Origin of the sequence: Nocardioides sambongensis (assembly GCF_006494815.1) — a bacterium.
Classification (GTDB): Bacteria; Actinomycetota; Actinomycetes; order Propionibacteriales; family Nocardioidaceae; genus Nocardioides; species Nocardioides sambongensis.
Window position 1 is genome coordinate 2194751 of the sequence record NZ_CP041091.1, and the last position, 22969, is coordinate 2217719.

26 protein-coding genes, 1 tRNA gene and 2 pseudogenes are annotated in these 22969 nt (G+C 72.0%); 9 read left to right on the plus strand and 20 right to left on the minus strand.

Features of this window, described 5'->3' with window-relative positions:
* The first annotated feature begins 106 nt into the window (after nt 1-106).
* The 3 genes and pseudogenes from dapD to FIV43_RS10255 all read left to right on the plus strand — a co-directional run bounded on the left by dapD (nt 107) and on the right by FIV43_RS10255 (nt 2413).
* Nucleotides 107-1053: pseudogene (gene dapD, locus FIV43_RS10245) on the plus strand (2,3,4,5-tetrahydropyridine-2,6-dicarboxylate N-succinyltransferase).
* A 61-nt stretch (nt 1054-1114) separates the two neighbouring features.
* Nucleotides 1115-2074: a hypothetical protein gene (locus FIV43_RS10250; RefSeq protein ID WP_141014048.1), complete on the plus strand. Its 960-nt coding sequence runs from the start codon at nt 1115-1117 to the stop codon at nt 2072-2074.
* Nucleotides 2075-2149: 75 nt separating this feature from the next.
* Nucleotides 2150-2413 carry a TM2 domain-containing protein gene (locus FIV43_RS10255; protein WP_231123908.1) on the plus strand — a complete coding sequence of 88 codons (264 nt, stop codon included), beginning with the start codon at nt 2150-2152 and terminating at the stop codon, nt 2411-2413.
* 49 nt (nt 2414-2462) lie between these two features.
* On the opposite strand, the gene dapC is transcribed toward FIV43_RS10255, so the two are convergent.
* Both dapC and fdxA read right to left on the minus strand, forming a co-directional pair.
* Complete coding sequence (gene dapC / locus FIV43_RS10260; protein WP_407938892.1) at nt 2463-3557, minus strand: succinyldiaminopimelate transaminase; 1095 nt, start codon at nt 3555-3557, stop codon at nt 2463-2465.
* A 20-nt stretch (nt 3558-3577) separates the two neighbouring features.
* A complete protein-coding gene (gene fdxA / locus FIV43_RS10265; RefSeq protein ID WP_141014050.1) occupies nt 3578-3904 on the minus strand; it encodes a ferredoxin in 327 nt (108 codons plus the stop codon).
* A 110-nt stretch (nt 3905-4014) separates the two neighbouring features.
* On the opposite strand from fdxA, the gene FIV43_RS10270 reads away from it, so the two are divergent.
* Complete coding sequence (locus FIV43_RS10270) at nt 4015-4947, plus strand: GNAT family N-acetyltransferase (RefSeq protein ID WP_141014051.1); 933 nt, start codon at nt 4015-4017, stop codon at nt 4945-4947.
* A gap of 24 nt (nt 4948-4971) precedes the next feature.
* Here the strand turns inward: FIV43_RS10270 and FIV43_RS10275 are convergent, their stop codons facing one another.
* From FIV43_RS10275 to FIV43_RS10300, 6 genes are all read right to left on the minus strand, one after another.
* Nucleotides 4972-5937, minus strand: coding sequence for a glycine betaine ABC transporter substrate-binding protein (locus FIV43_RS10275; RefSeq protein WP_141014052.1), 966 nt, complete (start codon nt 5935-5937; stop codon nt 4972-4974).
* A gap of 36 nt (nt 5938-5973) precedes the next feature.
* Nucleotides 5974-6804, minus strand: coding sequence for an ABC transporter permease (locus FIV43_RS10280; RefSeq protein ID WP_196781036.1), 831 nt, complete (start codon nt 6802-6804; stop codon nt 5974-5976).
* Nucleotides 6804-7934, minus strand: a complete 1131-nt coding sequence (locus FIV43_RS10285) for an ABC transporter ATP-binding protein (protein WP_231123909.1) — start codon at nt 7932-7934, stop codon at nt 6804-6806. The genes FIV43_RS10280 and FIV43_RS10285 overlap by 1 nt, the downstream gene beginning before the upstream one ends.
* Nucleotides 7935-8052: 118 nt before the next feature.
* Nucleotides 8053-8694, minus strand: coding sequence for an ABC transporter permease (locus tag FIV43_RS10290; protein WP_141014054.1), 642 nt, complete (start codon nt 8692-8694; stop codon nt 8053-8055).
* 160 nt (nt 8695-8854) lie between these two features.
* Entirely contained in the window at nt 8855-9367 is a 513-nt protein-coding gene (locus tag FIV43_RS10295; RefSeq protein ID WP_196781037.1) for a GNAT family N-acetyltransferase, read from the minus strand.
* Entirely contained in the window at nt 9360-10757 is a 1398-nt protein-coding gene (locus FIV43_RS10300; protein WP_141014055.1) for a cystathionine beta-synthase, read from the minus strand. Before FIV43_RS10300 ends, FIV43_RS10295 begins: the two co-directional genes overlap by 8 nt.
* 110 nt (nt 10758-10867) lie before the next feature.
* Here FIV43_RS10300 and FIV43_RS10305 point away from each other — a divergent pair, with 110 nt between their 5' ends.
* Nucleotides 10868-11920, plus strand: coding sequence for an SGNH/GDSL hydrolase family protein (locus FIV43_RS10305; RefSeq protein ID WP_141014056.1), 1053 nt, complete (start codon nt 10868-10870; stop codon nt 11918-11920).
* Nucleotides 11921-12550: 630 nt separating this feature from the next.
* Here the strand turns inward: FIV43_RS10305 and FIV43_RS10310 are convergent.
* The 3 genes from FIV43_RS10310 to FIV43_RS10315 all read right to left on the minus strand — a co-directional run bounded on the left by FIV43_RS10310 (nt 12551) and on the right by FIV43_RS10315 (nt 14256).
* Nucleotides 12551-13435 (minus strand): Bax inhibitor-1/YccA family protein, encoded by an 885-nt coding sequence (locus FIV43_RS10310; protein WP_141014057.1) that lies wholly within the window; start codon nt 13433-13435, stop codon nt 12551-12553.
* Between the two features lie 109 nt (nt 13436-13544).
* Nucleotides 13545-13697, minus strand: coding sequence for a hypothetical protein (locus tag FIV43_RS20980; protein WP_181407753.1), 153 nt, complete (start codon nt 13695-13697; stop codon nt 13545-13547).
* Between the two features lie 163 nt (nt 13698-13860).
* Nucleotides 13861-14256, minus strand: a complete 396-nt coding sequence (locus FIV43_RS10315; RefSeq protein WP_141014058.1) for an SAM-dependent methyltransferase — start codon at nt 14254-14256, stop codon at nt 13861-13863.
* Nucleotides 14257-14391: 135 nt separating this feature from the next.
* Here FIV43_RS10315 and FIV43_RS22315 point away from each other — a divergent pair, with 135 nt between their 5' ends.
* The 3 genes from FIV43_RS22315 to FIV43_RS10325 are packed head-to-tail and all read left to right on the plus strand — an operon-like array spanning nt 14392 to nt 15652.
* The gene (locus FIV43_RS22315) at nt 14392-14607 is read left to right on the plus strand and encodes an ATP-dependent Clp protease proteolytic subunit (protein WP_231123910.1); all 216 of its coding nucleotides are present in this window, start codon (nt 14392-14394) and stop codon (nt 14605-14607) included.
* Nucleotides 14586-15023 (plus strand): ClpP family protease, encoded by a 438-nt coding sequence (locus FIV43_RS10320; protein WP_231123911.1) that lies wholly within the window; start codon nt 14586-14588, stop codon nt 15021-15023. Before FIV43_RS22315 ends, FIV43_RS10320 begins: the two co-directional genes overlap by 22 nt.
* Nucleotides 15020-15652: a ClpP family protease gene (locus FIV43_RS10325; protein ID WP_141014059.1), complete on the plus strand. Its 633-nt coding sequence runs from the start codon at nt 15020-15022 to the stop codon at nt 15650-15652. The genes FIV43_RS10320 and FIV43_RS10325 overlap by 4 nt, the downstream gene beginning before the upstream one ends.
* On the opposite strand, the gene FIV43_RS10330 is transcribed toward FIV43_RS10325, so the two are convergent.
* The 8 genes from FIV43_RS10330 to eno all read right to left on the minus strand — a co-directional run bounded on the left by FIV43_RS10330 (nt 15634) and on the right by eno (nt 20673).
* A complete protein-coding gene (locus FIV43_RS10330) occupies nt 15634-15999 on the minus strand; it encodes a helix-turn-helix domain-containing protein (RefSeq protein ID WP_141014060.1) in 366 nt (121 codons plus the stop codon). The two genes, FIV43_RS10325 and FIV43_RS10330, sit on opposite strands and share 19 nt — an antisense overlap.
* A 92-nt stretch (nt 16000-16091) precedes the next feature.
* Nucleotides 16092-16165, minus strand: a tRNA-Leu gene (locus FIV43_RS10335).
* 19 nt (nt 16166-16184) lie between these two features.
* Entirely contained in the window at nt 16185-16757 is a 573-nt protein-coding gene (gene def / locus FIV43_RS10340; RefSeq protein ID WP_141014061.1) for a peptide deformylase, read from the minus strand.
* Complete coding sequence (locus FIV43_RS10345; RefSeq protein WP_231123912.1) at nt 16754-17278, minus strand: glycine cleavage system protein R; 525 nt, start codon at nt 17276-17278, stop codon at nt 16754-16756. The genes def and FIV43_RS10345 overlap by 4 nt, the downstream gene beginning before the upstream one ends.
* Before the next feature lie 34 nt (nt 17279-17312).
* Nucleotides 17313-18227, minus strand: coding sequence for a Ppx/GppA phosphatase family protein (locus tag FIV43_RS10350; RefSeq protein ID WP_141014063.1), 915 nt, complete (start codon nt 18225-18227; stop codon nt 17313-17315).
* A complete protein-coding gene (locus tag FIV43_RS10355; protein WP_141014064.1) occupies nt 18220-18780 on the minus strand; it encodes a DUF501 domain-containing protein in 561 nt (186 codons plus the stop codon). The genes FIV43_RS10350 and FIV43_RS10355 overlap by 8 nt, the downstream gene beginning before the upstream one ends.
* On the minus strand, nt 18777-19382 hold the full coding sequence (locus FIV43_RS10360; RefSeq protein ID WP_141014065.1) for an FtsB family cell division protein: 606 nt from the start codon (nt 19380-19382) through the stop codon (nt 18777-18779). Before FIV43_RS10360 ends, FIV43_RS10355 begins: the two co-directional genes overlap by 4 nt.
* A 13-nt stretch (nt 19383-19395) precedes the next feature.
* Nucleotides 19396-20673 carry a phosphopyruvate hydratase gene (gene eno, locus FIV43_RS10365; RefSeq protein ID WP_141014066.1) on the minus strand — a complete coding sequence of 426 codons (1278 nt, stop codon included), beginning with the start codon at nt 20671-20673 and terminating at the stop codon, nt 19396-19398.
* A gap of 206 nt (nt 20674-20879) precedes the next feature.
* On the opposite strand from eno, the gene FIV43_RS10370 reads away from it, so the two are divergent.
* Nucleotides 20880-21884, plus strand: a complete 1005-nt coding sequence (locus FIV43_RS10370) for an endonuclease/exonuclease/phosphatase family protein (protein ID WP_141014067.1) — start codon at nt 20880-20882, stop codon at nt 21882-21884.
* 151 nt (nt 21885-22035) lie between these two features.
* On the opposite strand, the pseudogene FIV43_RS23785 reads toward FIV43_RS10370, so the two are convergent.
* Nucleotides 22036-22871, minus strand: a pseudogene (locus FIV43_RS23785) (ferritin-like fold-containing protein).
* Between the last annotated feature and the right edge of the window lie 98 nt (nt 22872-22969).

The following is a 22969-nucleotide window of genomic DNA, read 5'->3' on the forward strand; positions in this document are numbered from 1 at the left end:
AGCGTCGGCGCCAGTCGCGCCCAGTGGGAGTCCCTCGCACCGCCCGCTCTCCGCGTGCCGAACGTCATGGTCGGAGCCGCGGTCCGGTTCCGTAGAATCGGCCAGCGTGACTGACGCGCTGACTGCTGCCTGGGGCCACGGCCTCGCCACCCTCGACGCCCAGGGCAACGTCCTGGACGTCTGGTTCCCCGCCCCACGCTCGGCGCCCCCAACGGCACCGACGTCCCGGGCGAGCTCGCCGCCCTCGCCGGTGTGGACGAGGCGCGCGGCGTGCGACGCGAGGTCCGCACCGTGGTGATCGAGGACCTCGCCCTCGCCCCGACCGACACCGAGGACGTCTGGCTGCGGCTGCACCTGCTCTCCTCCCGCCTGGCCCGGCCGCACACGATCGCGATGGACGGCGTCTTCGGACTGCTCACCAACGTGGTGTGGACCAGCGCCGGTCCGTGCGCGATCGACGACTTCGAGCTCACCCGCGCCCGGCTGCAGGCCAGCGGCGCCCACGTCACCGTCCACGGCGTCGACAAGTTCCCCCGGATGGTCGACTACGTGATCCCGTCGGGTGTCCGGATCGCCGACGCCGACAGGGTGCGGCTCGGCGCCCACCTCGCCGCGGGCACCACGGTGATGCACGAGGGCTTCGTCAACTTCAACGCCGGCACCCTGGGCGCTTCGATGGTCGAGGGCCGGATCTCCGCCGGCGTCCTGGTGGGTGACGGCAGCGACGTGGGCGGCGGCGCCTCGATCATGGGGACCCTGTCCGGCGGCGGCAAGCAGGTCATCTCGATCGGCGAGCGGTGCCTGCTCGGCGCCAACGCCGGCCTGGGGATCTCCCTGGGGGACGACTGCGTCGTCGAGGCCGGCTGCTACGTCACCGCCGGCACGAAGGTGACCGTGCTGGAGCCGGGCCACGACCCGCGGGTGGTGAAGGCCCTCGAGCTCTCCGGCGCGAGCAACGTCCTGATCCGGCGCAACTCGGTGACCGGTGCCGTCGAGGCCGTCCCGTGGCAGGGCGAGGGCATCGCCCTCAACGCGGCACTGCACGCGAACTGATCTTGTCGCAGGTGTCCGGCCGCGTCGCTCGGCGCAACCAACGACCCTCCACACTGGAGCGATGAAGAAGGGTGTGGGCGCGATCGCCTTCGCGGCGATCGTGCTCATCGCCGTCGCCGGGATCGGCATCGGCGTGCTCACGGCCACCGACAAGCTCGGGTTCGGACCCGACGGCGACTGCACGGCCACGGTGGACGGCCACACGGTCGAGATCAGTGGGGAGCAGGCGGAGAACGCCACGCTGATCGCTGCGATCGGCGCCGACCGCGGACTGCCCGCCCGGGCCGTCTCGATCGCGCTCGCCACGGCGTACCAGGAGTCGAAGCTGGAGAACATCGAGCACGGCGACCGCGACTCGCTCGGGCTGTTCCAGCAGCGCCCGTCCCAGGGCTGGGGCACCGAGGAGCAGATCCTCGACCCGGTCTACTCCACGAACGCCTTCTACGACGCGCTCGAGAAGGTCGACGGCTACGAGGACATGGAGATCACCGTCGCGGCGCAGGAGGTGCAGCGCTCCGCCTTCCCCAACGCCTACGCCGACCACGAAGCCGACGCCCGGGCACTCGCCTCGGCACTGACCGGCTACTCCGAGGCCGCCTTCACCTGCGACCTGGACGGCGGCGCACCCGGCGCCGACACCGAGCTGGTCGCCTCGGGCCTGACCGAGCGCGCCGAACAGGTGCGGCTCGACCTGGTCGACCGGTTCGGCGATCTCAGCCTGGGCGGGTTCGAGCCGGGCGGCGTCTCCGACGGCCACATGGAGGGCTCCGCACACTACGAGGGGCGCGCGATCGACATCTTCTTCCGCCCGGTCAACGCCGAGAACCAGGTGCGCGGCTGGGCCCTGGCGCACTACCTGGTGGGGAACGCCGCCCGCCTCGACATCCGCACGGTGATCTTCGACGACCGGATCTGGCGGGCCGGCCAGGACGGGTGGAGCGACTACGACCCGCCGTCGCGCTCCGGCGACATGGCGATCCTCGAGCACCGCGACCACGTGCACGTCGACGTCTTCGCCTGACCGGGTTTGGCGCCGGCGTGCGGGGGGACGGTCGTCCTGTCACACCCCCTCACACGCAGGAGCACCATGTCGAGCATGCCGCCCGTCCCGCCGTCCCCGGACTACTCCGGGTACTCCGACAAGTCCAAGGTGGTCGCCGGCGTCCTCGGCATCCTCCTCGGCGGCCTGGGGGTCCACCAGTTCTACCTGGGCAACACGCAGCGCGGTGTCATCCAGATCATCGTCACCCTGATCACCTGCGGCATCGGCTCCCTGTGGGGCTTCATCGAGGGGATCCTGATCCTGGTGGGCTCCAACGGCTTCACCACCGACGCCCAGGGACGCCGGCTCCGCGACTGAGCCTGGAGGAGCGGCCCCCGGACGGCCGGGCATCGCCGTCGCGGACGCGTCAGGACAGGCGCGACACCGCGGCGGCGATCCGCTCGTCGGTGGCGGTGAACGCCACCCGCACGTGCCGTTCGCCGGCACGGCCGTAGAAGGCGCCGGGGGCGACCAGGATGCCGCGCTCGGCCAGGTCGTCCACCAGGGCCCAGCAGTCCGGGCCGTCGGGCCCCTTGGTGGCCCACAGGTAGAGCGACGCCTCGGAGTGATCGATGGTGAAGCCCGCGGCGAGCAGGGCCGCGCGCAGCAGCTCACGTCGTACGGCGTAGCGCTGGTGCTGCGCGGCGACGTGCTCGTCGTCGGAGAGAGCCGCCACCATCGCCGCCTGCTGCGGCCCCGGCATCATCAGGCCCAGGTTCTTGCGGACCGCGAGCAGCTCGCCGATCACCGCGGCGTCGCCGGCCACGAAGGCGCACCGGTAGCCGGCCAGGTTCGACCGCTTGGAGAGCGAGTGGACGGCGAGGAGGCCGTCGGTGCTGGCGCCACAGATCTCCGGGTGGAGCACCGAGTAGGCCTCGCCCTCCCAGACGCAGTCCAGGTAGCACTCGTCGCTGACCAGCAGCACGCCGCGCTCACGACACCAGTCGACGACCTTCTTCAGGTGCGCCGGCGGCAGCACCCGACCGGTCGGGTTGGACGGGCTGTTGAGCCACAGCAACCGCGGGGTGCGCGGCCCCAGGGCGGTGAGCGCGTCGGTGGCGATCGCGTCGGCGCCGGCCAGCGCGGCCCCCACCTCGTAGGTGGGGTAGGCCAGCTCGGGGTAGACGACCAGGTCGCCGGGGCCGATCCCGAGGTGGACCGCCAGCGAGGCGATCATCTCCTTGGAGCCGACCAGGGGCAGCACCTGGTCCAGACCGAGTCCGGGCACGCCGTGGCAGCGGGCGAACCAGTCGACGACCGCCTGCCGGGTCTCCACCCGGCCGATGGTGACCGGGTAGCCCGGCGAGTCGGCGCCCGCGCGCAGCGCGTCCTGCACGACCTCGGGAGTCGGGTCGACCGGGGTGCCGATGGAGAGGTCGACGACACCGTCGGGATGTGCCCGCGCCTTCTCGGCGTACGGACCCAGCTTGTCCCAGGGGAAGTCCGGCAGCCGGCCGGAGATCCCCAGGGCCGTTCGCTGGCTCAGTGGTCCTGGTTCTGCGGCTCGAGGTTCGCGATGAACTCGTGGTCGTGGTCGATCTCGCCCATCTTGGCGGCGCCGCCGGGCGACCCGATCTCGTCGAAGAACTTGACGTTGGCGTCGTAGTAGTCCTTCCACTCCTCCGGCACGTCGTCCTCGTAGAAGATCGCCTCGACCGGGCAGACCGGCTCGCAGGCGCCGCAGTCGACGCACTCGTCGGGGTGGATGTAGAGCATCCGCTTGCCCTCGTAGATGCAGTCCACCGGGCACTCGTCGACGCACGCACGGTCCTTGACGTCGACGCACGGCTGCGAGATGACGTAGGTCATCGAATCCTCCTGGACGGGAACACTGGGGCTTTGCGGCCGCGGCTTCGCACCGCGGCGGATGACGGGCACACGAATGTCTTTCGTGGACGCGACCACTCTAGTATCCCGGCGTGGCGAACGAACCGACACCCCACGATCCGGGACGTCATCTCCTCGGCCCGCACGTGGTGGGTCAGCGGGTGGTGATCCGTCGCCTGCTCCGGGGCGAGACCGGCCCCACCGGCGGGCCGGCGATGACGGACCTGCTGGGTGACTGCATCGGCTGGGGCCGCGGCGTCGCGACGCTGCGCACCGAGGGCGGCGAGCTGGTCGAGATCGCGATCGAGGACATCGTCTCGGGCAAGCCGGTCCCGCCCCGGCCGTCGGTGCGCCACCGGGTCTCGGTCGCCGACGCCGAGGCGCACACGGTCGCCCTCTCCGCGGACCTGGAGACCAGCGCGATCGGGGACTGGACGGTGCGCGGCGAGCGCTCCCCCACCGGCCGACTGCGCCGCCGGCTCAACTCCTGCCTCGCGGTCGGCGACCCCGGGATGCCGGTCGCCGATGCCGCAGACGCGGTGGCCCGTCACTACGCCGCCCGGAGCCGTCCGACCTATCTGCACGTCGAGCTGGACGGCGACCACGAGCGGGCGCTGCGCGCGCTGGGCTGGCAGCCGGACCCGACCGGCGACGCCGAGTTCCTGCTCGCCTCCATCGCACGGGTACGACGCACCCTGGACGTCCCCGACCGCACGGTCGAGGTGAGCGTCGATGAGCACCGGGTCACGGTCACCGTCGGCGACGGCTGCGACCCGATCGCGGAGGGAGCGGCCGCGCTGGATGGCGACTGGCTGGGGGTGCACGGCCTGCGGGTCGATCCGGCGCACCGTCGCCGCGGGCTGGCGCTGGTGGTGATGGACGCGCTGCTGGAGTGGGGGGCCGAGCGCGGCGCCACCACGGCCTGGCTCCACGTCGAGGTGGACAACGTCCCCGCGTTGGCGCTCTACGACCGACTGGGGTTCGCCGGCCACCACCTCATGCGCTACCTGACGCCCCCGGCGTGACCGGGCCCGGCCCCGACTCCACGCTCAGTCGATGAAGCCCTGCTCCTCCAGCCAGTCGTAGGCGACGTCGGTCGGCTCCTTGCCGTCGACGTCGACCTGGGCGTTCATCGCGATGAGCTCCTCGTCGGTGAGCTTCTCGGTCACCGGGGCCATCAGGTCCTCGATCTGCGGGTACTCCTCGTAGAGCTCCTCGCGCAGCACCAGCGACACGTTGTACTTCGGGAAGTACTCCTTGTCGTCCTCCAGCACGGTGAGGTCGAGTGCCAGGATCCGTCCGTCGGTGGTGAACACCTCGCCGAGCACGCACTCCCCGCGGTCGGTGGCGTCGTAGATCGCCCCGGTCTGGAAGATCTTGAGCTGGTCGTCCGAGGCGCTCAGCCCGTAGGTCTTCAGCATCCCGGGCAGTCCGTCGGGTCGGTTGGTGAACTCGGTCTCGACGCAGTAGGTCTGCTCCGCCTTGGGCAGCTTCTTGATGTCGGAGAGCGTCTTGATGCCGTACTTGTCGACCGACTCCCGGGTGATCGCGAAGCCGTAGGTGTTGTTCATCGGCGCGGGCGGCAGCCAGACCAGGTCGTTCTTCTCGAGGTCCTCGTCGCGGACCTCCTGGTACTGCTCCTGCTCGTCCGGGATGGGCTTGTCGTGGCCCAGGTAGTTGATCCAGCCGGTGCCGGTGTATTCCCACATCGCATCGATCTGCCCCTCCACCTCGGCCTGCCGGGCCGCGGTGGAGCCGGGGATGTTGGTGAGGTCGGTGACCTCGGCGCCGGCCGCCTTGAGCATGATCAGCGCGATCTTGCCGAGGATGATGTTCTCGCTGAAGTTCTTGGAGCCGACCGCGATCTCGGCCCCGTCGAGGGAGCCTGCCTCCGACGACGACGCGGCAAGGGTGGCCTCGGGACCACACCGCCCGCGGTCTGCAGTCCGCAGCCGGCGCTGACCAGGGTCGCGGCGAGCAGCCCCACGGCCACCCGGACTCCGCGGACACCGCAACGGGGGCGGGACGTGCTTCGGGTGCGGACGAGCATCTCAGATCCCCTTCGGTCGGGTCAGCACCTCGAGCACCCGACCGAGCCACTCCACCAGGAGAGCGATCAGGGCGACGAGGACGGCACCGGACACCATCAGCGAGAACCGGAACAGCGTGATCCCGGTGTTGATCATCTCGCCGAGGCCACCGGCGCCGATGAAGAACGCCAGCGCCGCGGTGCCCGCGATCAGCACCAGCGCGGTGCGCAGGCCCGCCATCATCACCGGCACCGCCAGCGGCAGCTCGATGTGCAGCAGGGTGCCGGTCGGGGTCATCCCGATGCCGCGTCCCGCCTCGATCAGCGTCGGGTCGACGCCCTGCAGCCCGGTGATGGTGTTGCGCAGCACCGGGAGGAAGCCGTAGAGGGTCAGCGCGAGCACCGCCACCCAGAAGCTGTTCCAGCTGGTCAGCCAGAGGAACAGCAGCACGATCAGGCCGACCGCCGGCGCCGCCTGACCGGCGTTCGCCACACCGACCACGATCGGCGCGGCCGCCTTCGCCTTGCCCCGGGTGAGCAGGATGCCGGCCGGGATGGCGGTGAGCACCACGAACACCGCGGAGACGAAGGTGAGGCGCAGGTGCTCGACGATCAGCGAGGTGATCTCGCTCCAGCGGAGCTGGTTGGTCTCCACGCTGTCCAGGTCGGCGAAGTGGCGCCACAGCACGAAGCCGAGGAAGACCAGTGCGATCAGCACCGGCGGCACCACCAGCATCAGCAGCATCTCCCGGGAGATGCGTCGCGACCGGGACCCGACGGTCCCGCTGTCGTCCTCGACGGTCTCGCCCACCCCCGGCTCCGGCGACCCGACCGTGGTCGTCGTGTCGGCCATCAGCCTTCGCTCCCCCGGAGCTCCTCGGCCGACGTCGCCACCTGGGCCGGCGCCGCTGGACTGCCGTCGTTGCCGGCCTCGGCCTGGTCCTCGACCATCCGCATGTACTCGGTGACGGCGTCGAAGTCGACCACCCCGAGGAACTGGTCGCGTGCACCGGTCACCACTGCCGCGCCGTGGCTGCTGGTGAGCATCGTGTCCAGCGCGTCGTTGAGGGTGGCCCGCTCGTCGATGTTGATGAGGTCCTCGTTGCCGGCGTGGATCACGTCCCCCTTGAGCTGGCGCAGCCAGGGCCAGCCGACCGGCCGGTTGCGCTCGTCCAGCACGATCACCGAGCGCTCCCCGTTGGACTCCGCCCGGCGTCGTACGTCGGCGGTGGGGTCGCCGATCGTCGCCGTGGTCGGGCGACGCAGCTCGACGTCGGTGACCCGGGCCAGCGAGAGCTGCTTGAGGGTGGAGCCCGCTCCGACGAAGTCGGCCACGAAGTCGTTCGCGGGGGCCGCGAGGAGGTTCTCCGGGGTGTCGTACTGGGCGATCCGGGCGCCCTCCTGCAGCAGCAGGATGCGGTCTCCGAGCTTGATCGCCTCGTCGATGTCATGGGTGACGCAGACGATGGTCTTGCGCAGCTCCCGCTGGATGCTGAGCAGCTCGTCCTGCAACCGCTGCCGGGTGATCGGGTCGACCGCGCCGAACGGCTCGTCCATCAGGATCACCGGCGGGTCGGCGGCCAGTCCACGGGCGACGCCGACACGCTGCTGCTGGCCGCCGGAGAGCTCGCGGGGGTAGCGGTCGCGGTACTTGGCGGGGTCGAGGCCCACCAGGTCCAGCAGCTCGTCCACCCGGTTCGCGATGCGCTGCTTGTCCCAGCCGAGCAGCTTCGGGACGGCGGCGATGTTCGCGGCGACGGTGTGGTGCGGGAAGAGGCTGCCCCCCTGGATGACGTAGCCGATCTTGCGCCGCAGCGACGTCGCGTTCTCCTGGCGCACGTCCTTGCCGTCGATCGTGATCGTGCCGGAGGTCGGCTCGATCAACCGGTTGATCATCTTCAGCGAGGTGGTCTTGCCGCAACCGGAGGGCCCGATGAACATCACGATCTCGCCGGCCGGGATGGTCAGCGAGAGGTCGTCCACCGCGGCGGCCTTCTGCCCGGGGTAGCGCTTGACGATGTTCTCCAGCCGGAGCTCGGCTCCGCTGATCCCGGCGGAGCTCCCGTCGGACGCCTCGGTGCCGGTGGGGTGGGCGGGGTGCTCATGCGCGGATTCCCTTCGAGATGGTGAAGCGGCCGAGGAGCAGGAGGAGCGCGTCGGCGATCAGGGCGATGATGACGATCGCCACGGTGGCGACGACGACGTAGTCGAGCGCGGTGGCACCGCCCTGCCGGGCCAGGCCGGTGAAGATGTACTCACCCAACCCGGGTCCCTTGACGTAGCCGGCGATCGCGGCGACGCCCATCGACATCTGCAGCGAGACGCGCATGCCGGCGAGGATCACCGGCCAGGCGAGCGGTAGCCGGACCCGGGTCAGCACCTTGAGCTCGGTCATCCCCATGCCGCGCGCGGACTCCATCAGGGTGGCGTCCACGCCCTGCAGCCCCACCACCGCGTTGCGCAGGATCGGGAGCGTGGCGTAGAAGGTGACGCAGACGACGGCCGTGGTGACCCCGAGGCCGGTCAGTGGCAGCAGGATGCCGATCAGCGCGAACGACGGCAGGGTGAGCCCGATCGCGGAGAGTGCGTTGGCGACCGGCTCCAACCGGGGCGTCCGGGTGATCAGGACCGCCAGCACCACCGCGATCACGGTGGCGAGGAGCACGCTCTGCACCACCAGGCTGAAGTGCTGGTAGGTGTAGAACGCGATGTCCTCGCGGCGGGTCGAGATGAAGTCCCACACGAGTCGTCAGCACCTCCCGCGGGACCGCGCCGGACGTCCGGTGACGCCCCTGGCCGTGCGGCCGTGGAACTGCGACCCTTTTCAACCTCACCACAACAGCGGCCCCAGGTGAAGCACCCCTCGTGCTCGTTGGCGTGTCGCCGGGAGCCGTTCGCGGGGATCAGCCGGCGATCTCGCGCAACCGGTCGGCGGTGAGCCGGTAGTCGTAGGAGGCCTCGATCCGGGTCGCGCCGAGCGACTCATAGAAGGCGATCGACGACTCGTTCCAGTCCGCCACCTCCCAGTCCATGCGCTGGTAGCTGTTGGCCGTGGCGATGGCGGCGAGCGCCGTGAAGAAGTCGCGCCCGAGGCCGCTGCCCCGGTGTCCCTCCTCCAGGAACAGGTCCTCCAGGTAGATCCCCGGCACCCCGGTCCAGGTGGAGTAGGTGCGGTACCAGATCGCGATGCCGACCACCCGTGCGTCGACCTCGGCGACCAGTGCCGCGGCCACCGCATCGGGCCCGAACAGCCAGGTGGCCAGGTCCGCCTCGGTGGCACGGACGGCGTCGGCCTGCCCCTGGTACGCCGCCAGCCCGTGGACCAGCCGCAGCAGCTCGGGCACGTCCTCGGCGGTGGCGTTCCGCAGGCGCGCCGGCAGGGTGACGCCGGCGGCGGCGGCGGACGGCTCAGCCACGGGCCAGGAAGGCGATCAGGTCCTGCCGGGTGAGCACCCCGACCGGCTTGCCGTCCTCGTGCACCAGCACCGCGTCGGCGGTCTCGAGCAGTCCGACGGCCGCGGTCGCCTCCTCGGTGGACCCGATCGTGGGCAGCGGTGCTGACATGTGCTGCTCGACCGAGTCGGTGAGCTTGGCGTCGCCGGCGAAGAGGGCGTCGAGCAGGGCGCGGTCGGAGACGGAGCCGGCCACCTCGGCGGCGACGATCGGCGGCTCGGCGCGCACCACGGGCATCTGGGAGACGCCGTACTCCTGGAGGATCTGGACCGCCTCGGCGATGGTCTCGTTCGGGTGGGTGTGCACCAGGGCCGGCAGCACGCCGCTCTTGCCGCGCAACACCTCGCCGACCGTCCGGGCGGTGGGCTCGGCACCGGTCGCGAAGCCGTACTGGGCGAGCCAGTCGTCGTTGAACACCTTGCTCAGGTAGCCGCGGCCGGAGTCCGGCAGCAGCACCACGATCACCGCGTCGTCACGTCCCTCGGCGGTCAGCTCCGCGGCCAGCTGCTTGGCGGCGAAGGCGGCCATCCCGGCCGAGCCGCCGACCAGCATCTGCTCCTCACGGGCCAGCCGCCGGGTGAAGGCGAAGGAGTCGGCGTCGGAGACCTCGATCACCCGGTCGGCCACACCTCGGTCGTAGGTCTCGGGCCAGAAGTCCTCACCGACCCCCTCGACCAGGTAGGGCCGGCCGGTGCCGCCGGAGTAGACCGAGCCGGAGGGGTCGGCGCCGACCACCTGGATCTCGGGGTTCTGCTCCTTGAGGTAGCGACCGACGCCGGAGATCGTGCCGCCGGTGCCCATCCCGGTGACGAAGTGGGTGATCCGACCGTCGGTCTGCCGCCAGATCTCCGGTCCGGTGGTCTCGTAGTGGGACCGGGGGTTGTTCGGGTTGGAGTACTGGTCGGGCTTCCAGGCGCCGGGCTGTGAGGCGAGGCGGTCGGAGACGTTGTAGTAGGAGTCCGGGTGCTCGGGGGCGACGGCGGTCGGGCAGACCACGACCTCGGCGCCGTAGGCGCGCAGCACGTTGCGCTTGTCCTCGCTGACCTTGTCGGGGCAGACGAAGATGCAGTGGTAGCCCTTCTGCTGGGCCACCATCGCCAGCCCGACACCGGTGTTGCCCGAGGTCGGCTCGACGATGGTGCCGCCGGGCTGCAGCTCGCCGGAGGCCTCCGCGGCCTCGATCATCCGGGTCGCGATGCGGTCCTTCACCGACCCGCCGGGGTTGAGGTACTCCACCTTGGCCAGCAGCAGCGGACCCTCGCCGGCGGTCGCCGGCTCCAGGTCGAGGCTGCGCGTGAGCCGCACCAGCGGGGTGTTGCCGATCAGGTCGAGCAGTGAGTCGACGTACTCCATGGGCTCAACGTATTACCTCCGGCCCTCCGCGACGAAGGTCACGACGACCGCCACTCCCGCTGCCCGCGTTCGTGACCATCCGGTAACACGTCCTCCGTAAGGTTGGGTCCGTGAGCAAAGCCGCTGCCGCCCGCAAGCTCGCCGCCGCCGCGCTGTACGGCGGCGGCGGTGTCTCTGCCGTCGGTGCGGGCCTCTACGGGGTGCTGGTGACCGAGGCGAAGCTGGCCCGCAAGATCATCGGCCCGGTGCTCGAGGATCCGCCGCCGGACGCCACCGGCTGGTACGGCCGCGGGCGCGGAGGACCGGCGATCCGGATCGCGCTGCTGGGCGACTCCAGTGCCGCCGGCTACGGCGTGGACCGGGTCGAGGAGACGCCCGGCGCGCTGGTCGCCAGCGGCGTCGCCGAGCACGCCGACCGACGGGTCTACTTCCGCGCCTTCTGCGTGGTCGGCGCGAAGTCCAGCGACCTGGCCAGCCAGGTCGACCGGGCGCTGCTCATCGAGCCCGATGTCGCGGTGATCCTGATCGGCGGCAACGACGTCACCAACACCGTGCTCCCGAAGCAGTCGGTGCAGCACCTCTCCGAGGGGGTACGACGGCTGGAGGCCGCCGGTTGCCAGGTCGTCGTCGGCACCTGCCCCGACCTCGGCACCATCCAGCCGATCGCTCCTCCGCTGAAGCAGATCGCCCGCGCCTGGTCGCGCCGGCTGGCCGCCGCCCAGACGATCGCGGTGCTCGAGGAGGGCGGCCGGACGGTCTCGCTCGGCTCGGTCCTCGGACCGGAGTTCGCCGCGGCCCCGGCCGTGCTGTTCGGCCCCGACCAGTTCCACCCCTCCGCCGAGGGCTACCGCGCCCTCGCGCACGTCCTGATCCCCTCGGTCCTGGCCGCCCTCGGCGAGGTCCCCGACGACGAGTCCGTCCTCGAGTCCTACCGGGGCGAGGCGGTCCTCCCCGTCAGCCGCGCGGCCGTGCGGGCCGTGCAGCTCCCCGGCACCGAGCTCGACGGCACCGAGATCGGCGGCCGCCGGGCCGGCGTCCGCGGACTGTGGGTCGAGCTGCGCCACCGCCGCCGTCGCGCCCAGGTGCGCGGCGAGGCCCCGCAGGACCACGAGTCCGCCGACCCCGTCGACCCCTCCCCCGACACCGACGCGGCCGCCGGCTGAGGGCAGCGAGCGAAGCGAGCGACATCGCTCGCGCCCCTAACCCCCACCCGTCTGCCGACGGCGAGAACGAGAGCCGCCGAGCGCAGGAAGCGACGAAGGAGCGACCGGAGCAAGAAGGCGACCTTCTCGCCGCGCAGAGGCCGCAGGCCGCCAGGAAACCCGACGGCCTGCAAACGTCAACCGCGAGCGCGGCAGCGTGGCGCGAGCGAAGCGAGCGACATCGCTCGCGCCCCCAACCCCCGACCGTCTGCCACCGCGAGGAACGCGCCGAGGCGAACGCAGGAAGCGACGAAGGAGCGACCGGAGCGAGCCGAGAAGCTTCCTCGCGCGCAGACGCCGCAGGCCGCCAGAAAACCTGGCGGCCTGCAAACGTCAACCGCGAGCGCGGCAGCGTGGCGCGAGCGAAGCGAGCGACATCGCTCGCGCCCCTAACCCCCACCCGTCTGCCACCGGCGAGAACGAGAGCCGCCGAGCGCAGGAAGCGACGAAGGAGCGACCGGAGCGAGAAGGCGACCTTCTCGCCGCGCAGACGCCGCAGGCCGCCAGGAAACCTGGCGGCCTGCAAACGTCAACCGCGAGCGCGGCAGCGTGGCGCGAGCGAAGCGAGCGACATCGCTCGCGCCATCCAACTCAGTCCTGCTGGAAGATCGCCAGGATCCGGAGCAGGTTGGTGTAGATCCAGACCAGGCTGACCAGCAGCCCGAACGAGGCGCGCCACGACTCACGCGCCGGCAGCCCGTTGGCGATGCCCTGCTCGATGAAGTCGAAGTCGAGGATCAGCATGAAGACACCGAGCACCAGGCCGGCGATCGCGAAGACCAGGCCGAGGGCGTTGTTGTCGTAGAGGCCGAGCCCACCGCCGAACATGCTGAGGACGAGCTCCATCAGGCTGAGCGCGACCATGCCGAACATCGCCGCGATGACGAAGGTGCGGAACTTCTGGCCGACCTTGATCTCGAAGAACTTGTACGCCGCGAGGGTGCCGGCGAACGCCGCGAAGGTGCCGATCACGGCCTGCATCACGATGCCGCCCATTTCGGCGTCGACGCCGTAGATGGCGTCGTAGAACTTGCTGATCGCGCCGAGCGCGACACCTTCGGCGACCGCGAACGCGATCACCAGGCCGGGGCTGATCACGCGCTTGAACGAGTTGACCAGGGACAGCAGGAACGCGGCGCCGGAGCCGACCAGCATCAGCATGGTGAGCTGACCCACGGCGTCCTGCGCCTCGGCGCTGTTCTCCAGGCTGGGCGTGAGGAACCAGGTGGCGGCCGCGGCCAGGATGGTGATGCCGAGGGTGATGGCGGTGGACTGGACGACGGTGTCGATGGTCATCCGGTCGGTGCGCTGGATCGGCGGTGCGCCGAAGCCAGCGGGCTGACCGTCTCCGTAGCCGGGCTGGCCCTGGGCGTAGCCCGGGTAGCCGGCGGCGTCGCCGTAGGTGGCCTGGCCGTAGCCGGCGCCACTCCGGTTGAACTCCTCGTTCCGGTTGAACACCGGGTTGTTGCTGCGCATGGTCTCCTCCGCAGGAAACTTGTGTCGGGCCCCTCAGTCTAGGGGTCTGATATCACTGCAACGTAGGGCGTCGGCGTTCCGTTCCCGCAGCCGGGGCGCGGTTGAGGGGTCAGTCCGGACGCTCCGACCGACGCCGCAGCCGTACGACGGTGTCGCGCACCTCCAGCGGTCCGTCCGGCATCTGCTGGACGCGGTCCTGGGTGGTGGCCAGCTCTACCTCCCACGGCGAGTCGGCCGCAGCGGTGCCGAGCGCGTCGAGCACCCGGTCCGGCTCGAAGAGCAGGCCCGGGCCGTGGCTGTGCCGTGCGCCGGAGGCGACGTCCTCGGGTGGTGCGCGGTCACCAGCAGCCGGCCGCCGGGGGCGACCGCGTCGGCGATACCGGCGTAGATGGCGGCGAAGTCGGGCTGCGGGACGTGCAGGAAGCTCACCGTGACCAGGTCGAACCGCTCGCCCGGCACGGGCGGGGGTCGGCGAGGGCGTCGTAGAGACCGACCTTGACCTGATCCTCCACTCCCCGCTCGATGGCGTGCGCGGCGACCTTGTCCAACGCCACCTGCGAGATGTCGACGGCGGTCACCTGCCACCCGCGGCCGGCGAGCCAGAGCGCGTCGCCGCCCTCCCCGCAGGCGACGTCGAGGGCGGTGCCGGGGTCGAGCTCGGAGGCCTGCTCGACGAGGCGCTGGTTGGGGCGGCCGCTCCACACCCGGTCACCGGAGTAGCGCTCGTCCCAGGCCGCGGCGCTGAGCGCTTCGCGGAGATCGGCGAGGGTGGGCTCGTCACTGTCGCCGTGCGGATGCTGGTCGGCGTGCTGATCGGTCATGCGCGCCACTCTCCCGGCTCAGGTCGGCCTGAAGTCAAGGCCGCGCCGATCACCGGTCCCTCCGCTCTCGGCAGCAGGACGCTGCCGGGGCAGCGCGCGGTGGGCGGGCGCTCCCGGAGCACGCACCGTGGGCGCATGAGCGAACAGATCAGACTCTTCGACGACCGGCAGCGGCGCGAGCTGCTGCAGCAGCGTGTGGTGGTGCTCGACGGCGCCCTGGATGACGACAACGGCGTGCTCCTGACCAGCCAGCTGGTGGCGCTGGCAGCCGAGGACCCCGGGCGGACATCGCCCTGTGGCTGCACTCCCCCGGCGGCTCGGTGCCGGCGATGCTGGCGATCCGGGACGTGATGCGGCTGCTTCCCTGCGACGTGGCGACCCTGGCGCTGGGGGTCGCGTGCAGCGCCGGGCAGTTCCTGCTCTCGGCCGGCACGCCCGGAAAGCGGCGCGCGCTCCCCCACTCCCGGATCCTGATGCACCAGGGATCGGCCGGGATCGGCGGCACCGCGGTCGACGTCGAGCTGCAGGCCGAGGATCTGCGGCACACCCGGGACACGGTGCTGGCGCTGATCGCGGCGGACACCGGCCAACCGCTGGAGCGGGTCTTCGAGGACTCGCTCCACGACCGCTGGTACACCGCGGCGCAGGCCCTCGACTACGGCTTCATCGACGAGATCGTGGAGACCTTCGACCACCTGGCACCACCGCGGCGCCGCGCCGGCCTGGGCACCTTCGCGGCCGGCCCGATGCAGGGAGCGCACCGATGAGCAGCTACACGATCCCGAACGTGATCGCCCAGCACCCGCGTGGCGAGCGGGTGATGGACGTCTACTCCCACCTGCTCACCGAACGGGTGGTCTATCTGGGGACGTCGATCGACGCGGGCGTGGCCAACGCGCTGGTCGCGCAGCTCCTCTACCTCGAGGCCGACGAACCGGACCGCGACATCCAGCTGTACATCAACTGCGAGGGTGGAGATCCCAGCGCGATGCTCGCCATCCACGACACGTTGCAGTACATCCGGCCGGCGGTGGCAACGACCTGCGTCGGCCAGGCGGTCGCGGTGGGGGCGGTGCTGCTGGCGGCCGGCGCCCCCGGGAAGCGGGCGGCGTTGCCTCACGCCCGGGTCGTGCTGCACCAGCCGTCCGCGCAGGGGCGCGGCACCATCCCCGACCTGATCCTGGCTGCGGACGAGGTGGTGCGGGTGCGCGGCGACATCGAGCGGATCCTGGCACGCCACACCGGCCAGGACGTCGCGACGCTGCGGGCCGACACCGACCACGATCGGGTGTTCACCGCCGAGGGCGCCCGCGGCTACGGCCTGCTCGACCACGTGATCGCCGAGCGCCCCCGTCCCGACGGGACGCTCCCGGTGGCTCAGGCGGCCAGGGCGTAGGCCGAGGCGACCGGGCGCGCGGCGGCGCTGCGGCGCTGCGGCGCGGCCGCCAGCTCGCCGGCCACGGCCGAGGTGAGGTCGAGCAGGCTGGTGCCGAGCGCGCCGGCCACGGCGGCGATCATCTCGCTGGAGGGCTCCTTGAGGCCCCGCTCGATCTCGGAGAGGTACTGCGGGGAGATCCCGGCCCGGCCGGCGGTCTCGGTCAGCGTCTCCTCGCGCTCCCGCCGCAACCGGCGCAGGCGGCCGCCGAGGAGGTCGCGCCAGAGCGGCTCGGCCGGCGCTGCTCCCGTGGCGGGCGCGGCGGGAGCGAGTCGGAGCGGCGGAACGGGTGCGGTGTGCTCGGCCATGCCTCATCGTAGGTCGCCGCGGGGCGCCGCACCGCGCGTCGTACCCGACTCTGCTGTGAGCAGAATCGAGAGAGCGCCCGGCGCCGGGCCGGTGCCCCCACTGGGATTCGAACCCAGACTGAAGCGTTTTTAAGACGCCTTCCTCTGCCGGTTGGGACATGGGGGCCGTGGGTCGCGGCCGCGACCTACAGGTACGTCTGGCGAGGATAGATCGCGTGGGCGCCGGCCACCCGGTCCAGGAAGAGCAGGCCGTCGGTGTGGTCGATCTCGTGCTGCAGCGCCCGCGCCTCGAAGGCGTCGGTGGCGATCGTGACCTGCTCACCGGTGCCGGGGATCGCGCCGGTCACCGTCACCCGGGAGCCGCGTTTGACGTCGCCGGTGAAGTCGGGCACCGACATGCAGCCCTCGCGTGCCTTCTCGTTGCGGCTGGCGCTGACCACCTCGGCGTTGCACAGCACGAAGGTCCCGTGCCGGGTGCGGGTCTTGGGATGCTCGGTGACGTCCACGCAGAAGAGTCGTACGCCGACACCGACCTGGTTGGCGGCCAGTCCGACGCAACCGGGGCTGACCCGCATGGTGGCGACCAGGTCCGCGGCCAGCTGGACGATGTCGGGGTCGGTCGGGTCGACGTCGGCGCCGCGGGTGGACAGCACCAGGTCCGGGGCCCGGACGACGGGGAGCACGGTGCCCTCGACCCCGAGCTCGTCCTCGGTCCAGCCGGCCAGCCGTGCGCTGCCGGCCGCAAGGTCCTCGCTCACAGCTCGTCGGCCTCCACGGGACGGATGGTGGCGGTGACGCCGACCCGCTCCGCCGCCGCCCGGATCCCGGCCTCCAGCGCTGCCGGGGCGACCCCGGCGGGGACGTCCAGCTCGGCGACGAGGAGGTAGAGGTCGCCGGCCAGCCGGGTGGTCAGGTCGGTGATGTTGCCGCCGAGCTCGGCGACCTGACCGACCACCTCGGAGACGATGCCGGGACGGTCGCCGCCGTGCACCGTCAGCACCCACCCGGAGCCGCCCGCGGCGTGGCCGGGCTCGTCGAGCACCGGCCGCACCGCGATGTCGAGGTCGCCCCCGGCCGCGAGCGGCGCGAGCGCGGCCTCGATCTGGCCCTCGTCGGCCGATCCGCGGCACAGCAGCATCATCGCGAAGTGCCCGCGCAGCAGGGTCATCGTCGAGTCCTCGATGTTGAGGCCCAACCCCGCCAGGCCGGCGGTGGTCTCGGCGATGATGCCGGGGCGGTCGTGGCCGAGGACGGTGACGGCGTGCAGTGCGGTGCTCACCGCGGCATTCTCGCAGGCACGGTGGTGCGGGCGGTCATTCGGTGAGGGACCAGGCGATCCCATCGAGGATGTCGGTCTCGGCGACACCGATCTCGGCGACCTCCACGCGGGCCAGGATGCGGGAGAGGATCAGCGCGCCGGCATCGATCACGTCGGCCCGACCGGGATGGATCCAGCCGAGGGCGCGGCGCTCGGCCACCGTCATCGCGACCAGCCCCTGGATCTGCCGCTCCAGGTCGTCGACGGCCAGCACCGAGCGGTGGATCGCGTCGCGGTCGTAGGCGTCGAGGCCCAGGGTGCCGGCGGCCACGGTGGTGATCGTCCCGGCGACACCGATCACCGAGCCGGCGACGGCGGGGTCCGCCCCGTGCGCGGCCGCCTCGTCCAGTGCGGCGTCGATGTCCGCGACACAGGCGTCGATCTGCTGGGCGGTCGGCGGGTCGCCACCGAGGTGCCGCTCGTGCAGCCGTACCGACCCGATGTCCATCGAGTACGCCGTCCGCGGGCCGCGCGAGGTGTCGCCCAGGATCAGCTCCGTGGAGCCGCCGCCGATGTCGATCACCAGCACCGGCGCCGGGATCGTCCCCGCGTCCCGGGTGGCGCCGGCGAAGGCGAGGCGTGCCTCCTCCTCCCCCGACAGCACCTCCGGGTCCACACCGAGCCGGGCGCGGACGCCTGCGGCGAACTCCGCGGCGTTGCCGGCGTCCCGGGTCGCCGAGGTCGCGCAGAACCGGATCCGGTGGGCGCCGGCGTCACCGATCAGCGCCGCGTACTCGTCGATCGCGGCGAAGGCCCGCTGCAGCGCCTCGGGGGCGAGCAGCCCGGTCGCGTCGACGCCCTGGCCGAGGCGGACCATCCGCGTCTCGCGGACCGCCACCTCGGGGAGGGTGCCGATCAGCAGCTTGATCGTGTTGGTGCCGCAGTCGATCGCGGCGACCGGTTCACGCATCGGCACCGATGCTGGTGTCGGGGGTGCCCGGCCACGCGCCGGTGCAGAGGCAGCGTTCCTCGGTCCACCCGAGGCGGTCGAGGGTCTCGTCCCCGAGCGGGTTGGCCCCGGGCCCGGCGGCCAGTGCGTGGGCGGCCAGCACGTGCAGGCACTTGACCCGGTCGGGCATCCCGCCGGCGGAGATCCCGTCGATCTCGGGCACCTCCAGCTCGTGGGCCCGGCCCACGAAGGCCCGGTCCTCCAGGTAGGAGTCGTGTGCCGCCCGGTAGGCGGCCGCCAGCGCCTCGTCCTCGGCGAGCCGGTCCTGCATCGCGCGCATCACGCCGGAGGCCTCCAGCGTCCCGATCCGGGAGTTGATCCGCGGAGCGGTCAGGTAGTAGGTGGTCGGGAACGGAGTGCCGTTCGGCAGGCGCGGCTCGGTGACCACCACCAAGGGGCGACCGCAGGAGCAGCGGTATCCGACCCCGTGGACCCCGCGCGCCGGGCGACCGAGCTGCTCGTGGACGACAGCGGCGTCCTCGTCGGTGAACGTCTCGGCCTCGGCCGCTCTCATTCCAGGTCCTCCTGGGAGGGGTCGATCTTCTTCTTCGGGGGGTCCGGGATCCGGGTCGGCGGGTCGCCGGCGATCTTCATCGAGTCCCACACGTCGTCGTACCAGGCCCGTTCCTCGGTCTGCACCACCTCGTCGGGGTCGGAGAGCTCGGAGGAGCCGTCGAGCAGCTCGCCGTCCTCGTCGACCACCACGAACGGGGTCTCGCCGCGCGGCACGTAGCCGAACCGCTCGCGCGCCTGCTGGGCCACGAACGCCGGGTCCTGCCAGCGCTCCTTCTCGCGCTCGAGGTCGTCGATCGCGTCCTTGCGCTCGGCGATCTGGGCCTGCAGGTCGTTGATCTGGGAGCGCTGTTGGAGGTAGGCGCGCAGCGAGGAGGCGTAGGAGACGGCCAGGACCGCCAGCACCAGGACCAGGATCGCGGCGCGACCGGTCAGCCGGGTGCGCCGCTTCTCCGCCGCGGTGGTCGCCTCGGCGACGGCCGCCCGCTCCCGCTGGGCCTGCCGGCGCTGCACGCCCTGGCCCGAGGACCGCGAGCCGCCGGGACCGGAGCGCCCCCGTGCGGGGCGCCCCGGCTTCCGGCTGGTCCTGCGGTCCTCGGCCATGGGTGGCTCGTGCTCAGCCCCGGAACCGGGGGAAGGCGCCGGCACCCGCGTAGCGGGCGGCGTCGCCGAGCTCGTCCTCGATCCGGAGCAGCTGGTTGTACTTGGCGACGCGCTCGGAGCGGGCCGGGGCGCCGGTCTTGATCTGACCGCAGTTGGTGGCCACCGCCAGGTCGGCGATGGTGGTGTCCTCGGTCTCGCCGGAGCGGTGGCTCATCATGCAGCGGTAGCCGTTGCGGTGCGCGAGCTCGACCGAGTCGAGGGTCTCGGTCAGCGATCCGATCTGGTTCACCTTCACCAGCAGCGCGTTGGCCTGGCCGCCGGTGATGCCGCGCTGGAGCCGCTCGACGTTGGTCACGAACAGGTCGTCGCCGACGAGCTGGGTGGCGGTGCCGAGCTGGTCGGTGATCGCCTTCCAGCCGTCCCAGTCCTCCTCGTCCAGCGGGTCCTCGATCGACACGATCGGGTACGCCGAGACCAGCTCGGCGTAGTAGGCCGTCATCTCCTCGGCCGTCTTCTGCGCACCCTCGAAGGTGTAGCGGCCGTCCTGGCAGAACTCGGTCGCGGCGACGTCGAGCGCGAGCACGATGTCGGTGCCGAGCTCGTAGCCGGCCTTGCCGACGGCCTCGGCGATCAGGTCCAGGGCGGCCCGGTTGGACTCGAGGTCGGGGGCGAAGCCGCCCTCGTCGCCCACCCCGGTGGCCAGTCCGCGGCTCTTCAGCACCGACTTCAGCGCGTGGTAGACCTCGGCGCCGGAGCGCAGCGCGTCGCGGAACGACGCGGCACCGATCGGCGCGATCATGAACTCCTGGATGTCGACGTTGGTGTCGGCGTGCGCGCCGCCGTTGAGGATGTTCATCATCGGCACCGGCAGCACGTGGGCGTTCGGGCCGCCCACGTAGCGGTAGAGCGGGAGCTCGGCGGAGTCGGCGGCGGCACGGGCGACGGCCAGCGACACGCCGAGGATCGCGTTGGCGCCGTACTGCGCCTTGTTGGGGGTGCCGTCGGAGGTCAGCATGGTCTGGTCGACGAGCCGCTGGTCGGCGGCGTCGATGCCCTCCAGCGCCGGGCCGATGGTCTGGACCACCGCGTCGACGGCCTGCCGCACGCCCTTGCCGAGGTAGCGGTCGCCGCCGTCGCGCAGCTCCACCGCCTCGAAGGCCCCGGTCGACGCCCCGCTGGGCACGGCGGCCCGGGCGAACGCACCGTCGTCGAGGAGTACCTCGACCTCGACGGTGGGGTTGCCGCGCGAGTCGAGGATCTCGCGGGCGCCAACGGCTTCGATCGCTGCCACGTGCTGCTCCTGGGGAGGGTCGTCGGACGTTCCGCGGTTCAGCGTAGACGTCGGCGCGGGCGGTTCCGTGGAGCACCCACCGGCCGGGACGTGAATCTGCGCGCACCCCGAACCGCCCGGAGCCCGCCCCGGAACCCGCCCTGGATCGCCCGCGCACCCGCGGGCTCTCGCAGCTGTGACGCGGGGTGGCACCTACACTCCGTCCGGTGGACAGCGACCGCACCTCCCCGGAGCAGAGCCCGTGGCTGCTGCTCGCCGGATTCGCGGTCATCGCGGGGCTGGTCCTCGGAGCGGTCCGGCTCGCCGGCGGCGACGAGGACCGCGCCGGCTCGGCGCCCGGCGCGTCGGGCCCGACCAGCTCCGCGACCGCCGCGTCGCCGACCGGGACGGCCGGGCCGAGCGCGTCCGCCGGCGGCCCGGCCGATCGCGGTGACCGCTACGGCGGGCAGTCCCGGGTGAAGGTCCCGCCGAACCTGCGTGACCTCGACCCGGTGCCGCGGGCGCCGTCCAGCCGGGGACGCAGCGGCAGCGGACTCGCCCTCGGCCCGCCGACCGACGTCGACGCCCCGATCGGCCTGCCGGTGCAGGGGCAGGTGACCACCGCGGTCGCGAACATCCCGAACCGGACCAGCAGCAGCGGCTTCGCCGCCTCGATGGCCACCCTGACCAGCGCTTCACCGGACTTCCTGCTGCTCAACGAGGTCTCCCGCCGCTCCACCCGGCAGATCGCCGCCCTGGCCCCCGGGTACGGCGTCTACCGCGACCCGGTCCCGGACCGCTCGCCCGGCGGGGTGCAGTCGATGAACAACGTGATCGCCTGGCGCGAGGACAGCTGGCACCTGGTCGACGGCGGCCGGATCAAGATCGTCGACAACGACGTCGGCTACCTGCGCGGCCGGGCCTTCGTGTGGGACCGCTACGCCACCTGGGGTGTGCTCCAGCACCAGGACGGCGCGATCGTCTCGGTGATCTCGACGCACATGATGACCAACCCGGTCCGCGCCCCGCGACAGCCCGGCTCCCCCGGGCAGAGCCGGCTGCAGCGCTACGCCGCCGGGATGGATCGTCTGACCGCGGCGGTGCGCACCCTCGCCGCCCACGGCCCGGTGCTGCTCGGTGGGGACATGAACTCCCACCCGGACCAGGGGCGTGGACCGCCGCGTCCAAGCTGGGCGCCGCCGGCTTCTCCTACGCCAAGGACCGCGCGGTGATGTACCAGTTCTACCCGTCGGCGATGAGGCGCGTGGCCAGCCGCGAGGTACGGGTCGCCTCCGACCACCCGGGACTGGTGACCACCATCGACCTCAACGGCGTCGGGCCCGCCTGAGACCCCCGCCGGGGCGACCCCGGCCGGGTCCAGGCTCAGGCCTCCAGGCCCAGGTCCGCCATCCGGGCGGCGTGGCGCTCGGTCAGCCGGGTGAACATCCGGCCCAGGGCCGCCAGGTCGAGGCCGGGGCGGTCCACGCCACCGGCGAGCAGGGCGCTGAGCGCGTCCCGGTCGGCGGCGATCCGCTGGGCCTGGATCAGGGCCTCCCCCATCAGCCGCCGCCCCACAGCGCGAGTCGGCCGCCGAGCCGGTGGTCCTCGGCGATCCCGGCCCGCACCCGGTCGACCACGAACGCCGAGTGGCTGGTGCCCTCCATCGTGGCGACCACCAGGTCGCGGGTGGTCGGGTCGAGGTAGGCGGCGATCTCCCGGTTGAAGTCGCTGGCCAGCCCGTCGCCGACGTAGGCCTTGATCAGGCCCTCGTACCAGTCGGCCGGGGCCGTGTGCGCGTGGAAGGCGTCGATCGACTCGCGGAACGGCACCATCGCCTCGAACGGGTCCCCGCCTAGCTCACCGATCCGCGCCTGCAGTCCGTGCACCCGCTGGAACTCGACGCATCCCATCGTGGCCAGCTCGACCTTGTCCGCGAGGGTGGGCGCCAGCTTGGCGTCCTCGACCAGACGCTCGAACGCGCAGATCTCCCCGTAGGCGATCACGGCGAGCAGATCGATCACCGCCTGTCGGTAGGCGGGATCCTCGGGCACCTCCGAGGCGGTGGGGACGTCGGCGGTTTCGGCCATGCGCGCAGCGTACCGATACGATGAGTGCGGGCAGAGCGCTGTGCACGAGCGGCGGCGCCGCCCGTGTATGTGCGCGGCTGAGTGTGAAGGGCCGGCCCCCGAGGGTCGTCTCGCAGCCGCATCGGACTCCATCGGTGGACCGGCTGCGATCGAAACGGATCCTGCGCCGGACGGCTGAAACTCATGAAAGCGACAGGACACTGAGCAACGACATCCAGGCCGGCGCCGAC